The organism is Dietzia sp. DQ12-76 (assembly GCF_014145045.1).
GTDB lineage: Bacteria > Actinomycetota > Actinomycetes > Mycobacteriales > Mycobacteriaceae > Dietzia.
The window spans coordinates 1-4,227 of record NZ_JAALDV010000058.1; the positions used below are offsets into that span (position 1 = coordinate 1).

The following is a 4,227-nucleotide window of genomic DNA, read 5'->3' on the forward strand; positions in this document are numbered from 1 at the left end:
GCCGCCGGATTGGACGCGCGGGCGAGGTCCGGCAACCTCTCGGGCCGGATCAGGAGACGATCGCCGGACACCTTGATCCGGGCTACGCCAGGGGCGCCGTCGACGGTCGCCGAGGTGCTCAGGACGCCGGCGACCGTCCTCGTGGTGGATGACGTCGTCACCACGGGGGCCACGGCCGCCGCGTGCGTCGGTGCGCTGGGCGAGGGCGGTCTGCGCGTCGACGGCGTCATCGCGGTCACCGCCGCCTGAGGGCGAGGGTGACTTCCGGACGACTTGAGCCTACTGCGGTCCGGTGCACAGGCGACCGGGTATCGTAGGTCGCGGACGGGGTTCACCAGCGCGTTCACGAGAATTCAGCCGATGGTGTCCCACGTCCGGAGAGTGTCCACTCAGCCATGTGGGTTGGCCCCTCGACCGGGGTCCCGGGCGGTAACCGGGCCGGTCTCCGGGGCCCGCCGCAGGCCCGATGAGGAGGAGCTTCGATGGCGAAGACCCCCGCAGTCCTGCTCGACCCCGCCACCTTCGACGGTCCGTCGACCGACGACCCCGGTGCCCCTGAAGCGCAGGTGACCATCAAGGGCCGGAACGTCGAGGTCCCCGACCACTTCGCGACCCGGATCCACACCAAGCTCGCGAAGATCGAGAAGATCTCGCCGGCGATCACCCGGTTCGACGTGGTGCTGTTGCACGAGAAGAATCCACGACTGGCCAAGGCCAGCCAGCGGATCGAGATCACCCTCAAGGGCAAGCCGGGCGTCGCCCGCGCGGAGGCCGCCGAGGACACCTTCTACGCCGCTCTGGAATCGGCGGTGGCCAAGCTCGAGCGGCAGATGCGCAAGGCCCGCACCCGGCGGAAGATCAGCCACTCCGGTCACCGTCGGCCGCAGTCCGTCGCCGAGGCCACCGCTGAGCTCGCGCCCGAGGCCGCACCGGCGGACGTGTTGGATGAGTACGCCGACGGGCACGACGATCAGCTCCCCGGCCAGATCGTGCGCCGCAAGGAGCACGACGGGACCCCGATGTCGGTCGACGACGCGCTCGAGAAGATGGAGCTCGTGGGACACGACTTCTACCTCTTCCGCGATGCCGAGTCCGGGCGCGCCACCGTCGTCTACCGGCGGCACGCGTTCGACTACGGGCTGATCACGCTGAGCGACGAGGCCTGACGGTCACGGCTCGCACGCCCCGGGGGCGGTCCGGTCCGAATGGACCGGGCCGCCCGCGGCGTGTATCCGGGGCCCAGAGCACCTAGGATGGACCGAGGGCCCGCGTGGACCCCGCGCAGGTAGCCAGAATTCCGATCACCCCGACCACGAGGACGTTCGAGACTGTGTCCATCCTTTCCAAGCTGCTCCGAGCCGGCGAAGGTCGAAAGCTCAAGCGGTACAGCGCTCTCGCCGATTACGTGGACACCCTGTCCGAGGCGACGGAGACGCTGACCGACGACGAGCTCCGCGCCAAGACCGACGAGTTCAAGGCTCGGCTGGCGAAGGGTGAGACGCTCGACGACCTGCTGCCGGAGGCGTTCGCGGTGGCCCGCGAGGCCGCCTACCGGGTGCTCGGGCAGCGGCCGTACAAGGTGCAGATCATCGGTGCCATCGTCCTGCACACCGGCGCCGTGGCGGAGATGAAGACCGGTGAGGGCAAGACCCTGACCTGTGTGCTGCCCGCCTACCTCAACGCCCTGTCCGGCCAGGGCGTCCACGTGGTCACGGTCAACGACTACCTGGCCAAGCGCGACGCCGAGTGGATGGGTCGCGTCCACCGGTTCCTCGGGCTGTCCGTCGGAGCCATCCTCGGCGGCATGACCCCCGCGCAGCGGCGGGAGTCCTACGCGGCCGACATCACCTACGGCACCAACAACGAGTTCGGCTTCGACTACCTCCGCGACAACATGGCGCACGACACCGCGGAGCTGGTCCAGCGTGGCCACAACTACGCGATCGTCGACGAGGTCGACTCGATCCTCATCGACGAGGCGAGGACCCCGCTGATCATCTCGGGCCCCGCCGACGGGTCGAGCAAGTGGTACGGGGAGTTCGCCCGTATCGCCCCCCTGCTCGAGGAGGGCACGCACTACGAGGTCGACCGGAAGAAGCGCACGATCGGTGTGACCGAGCAGGGCGTCGAGTTCGTCGAGGACCAGCTCGGGATCGACAACCTCTACGAGGCGGCGAACTCGCCGCTCGTGAGCTACCTGAACAACTCCATCAAGGCCAAGGAGCTGTTCACCAAGGACAAGGACTACATCGTCCGCGACGGCGACGTGATCATTGTCGACGAGTTCACGGGGCGGGTCCTCGACGGGCGCCGCTACAACGAGGGAATGCACCAGGCCATCGAGGCCAAGGAACGGGTGGAGATCAAGGCCGAGAACCAGACCCTGGCCACCATCACCCTGCAGAACTACTTCCGTCTCTACGAGAAGCTCGCGGGGATGACCGGTACGGCCGAGACCGAGGCCGCGGAGCTCTACTCCATCTACAAGCTCGAGGTCATGCCGATCCCGACCAACCGGCCGATGGCGCGCGAGGACCTGGCCGACCTCATCTACAAGACCGAGGAGTCGAAGTTCGCCGCGGTGGTGGAGGACATCGCCGAACGCGTCGAGAAGAAGCAGCCGGTTCTCGTGGGCACCGCGTCCGTCGAACGCAGTGAGCACCTGTCGAGGCTGCTCACCCGCAGGGGCATCAAGCACCACGTCCTCAACGCCAAGTTCCATGCGTCCGAGGCCCAGATCATCGCCCAGGCCGGTCGCCCGGGTGCGGTCACCGTGGCGACCAACATGGCCGGTCGTGGAACCGACATCGTGCTCGGTGGCAACCCGGACATCATCGCCGACCTCAACCTGCGTGAGCGCGGACTCAACCCCGTGGACACTCCGGAGGAGTACGAGGAGGCATGGGACGCCGAGATCGAGCGCATGCGCAAGCTCAGCAAGGAGGAGGCCGAGCGGGTCCGCGAGGCCGGCGGTCTCTATGTCCTGGGCACCGAGCGACACGACTCCCGGCGGATCGACAACCAGTTGCGCGGCCGCTCGGGTCGCCAGGGTGACCCGGGTGAGTCCCGGTTCTACCTGTCCCTGGGTGACGAGCTCATGCGTCGCTTCAACGGCGCGGCCGTCGAGGCGATCATGAACCGGTTGAGCCTGCCCGACGACGTGCCGATCGAGGCAGGCATGGTCTCGCGGGCCGTAAAGAACGCCCAGACACAGGTCGAGTCGCAGAACTTCGAGATCCGCAAAGACGTCCTCAAGTACGACGAGGTGATGAACCAGCAGCGCACCGTCATCTACGGCGAGCGCAAGCGGATCCTCGAGGGCGAGGACATCACCGACCAGGTCGAGTCGATGATCTATCAGGTGATCAGCGCCTACGTCGACGGCGCCGCCGCCGAGGGGTACGTCGAGGACTGGGACCTGGACAAGCTCTGGGACGCGCTCGGGCAGCTCTACCCGGTCTCGATCACCGCGCAGTCGATCATCGACGGCGACGAGTACGGGGCGTCGGGCGACCTGTCGGCCAAGAACCTCAAGGACGCGATCCTCGACGACGTCTTCGCCCGATACGACGAGCGCGAAGCCGAGATCGAGGGCATCGGCGGCGAGGGCGCGATGCGCCAGCTCGAGCGATCGATCATGCTCCAGGTCCTGGACCGGAAGTGGCGCGAGCACCTCTACGAGATGGACTACCTCAAGGAGGGCATCGGGCTGCGTGCCATGGCCCAGCGCGACCCCCTGGTCGAGTACCAGCGCGAGGGTTACGACATGTTCGCGGCGATGATGGACGGGGTGCGCGAGGAGACCGTCGCGTTCCTGTTCAACGTCAAGGTCGAGGCCGGTCAGCAGCAGAAGTCGGTGGCGGCGCCCTCTGCGGCGCAGGCCGCGTCGCTCGCGGGTGCCAATCCGATCCTGCAGGCCGCGGGCACGGGCCGCGACGTGAGCGACGATCAGATGCAGTTCTCGGGCCCGTCGGAGACGGGTGAGGCGCAGCTCGTCGACGAGAGTGTCCCGGCCAACCGTGCCGAGCGTCGTTCCCGGGAACGGCAGGACCGGCTCGACCGCCGGGAACGAGCGGCCAAGGCCGCGTCCCGCGGGCGCAAGGGCTGACGGCCCCTAGACCAACCGGAGGGCCGTGCAGGTCGCCCCGGTATCGGTGACCCGGATGCGGGCCGCGACGGCGAACAGTCTCGGCCCGCGGGCGTACGTGGCGCAGACCTCGTAGTCCC

The 4,227-nt window shown here is 68.1% G+C and carries 3 protein-coding genes; all 3 read left to right on the forward strand.

The window, feature by feature from the left end; genetic code table 11:
* Positions 1-249, forward strand: a 249-nt coding sequence (locus tag G6019_RS17065) for a hypothetical protein (RefSeq protein WP_206681801.1), incomplete at its 5' end; no start/stop codon positions are given.
* 233 nt (positions 250-482) lie between these two features.
* The gene (gene hpf / locus G6019_RS02985; protein WP_107755939.1) at positions 483-1,166 is read left to right on the forward strand and encodes a ribosome hibernation-promoting factor, HPF/YfiA family; all 684 of its coding nucleotides are present in this window, start codon (positions 483-485) and stop codon (positions 1,164-1,166) included.
* 170 nt (positions 1,167-1,336) lie between these two features.
* Positions 1,337-4,108: a preprotein translocase subunit SecA gene (gene secA / locus G6019_RS02990; RefSeq protein ID WP_182612219.1), complete on the forward strand. Its 2,772-nt coding sequence runs from the start codon at positions 1,337-1,339 to the stop codon at positions 4,106-4,108.
* The last annotated feature ends 119 nt before the right edge of the window (positions 4,109-4,227 follow it).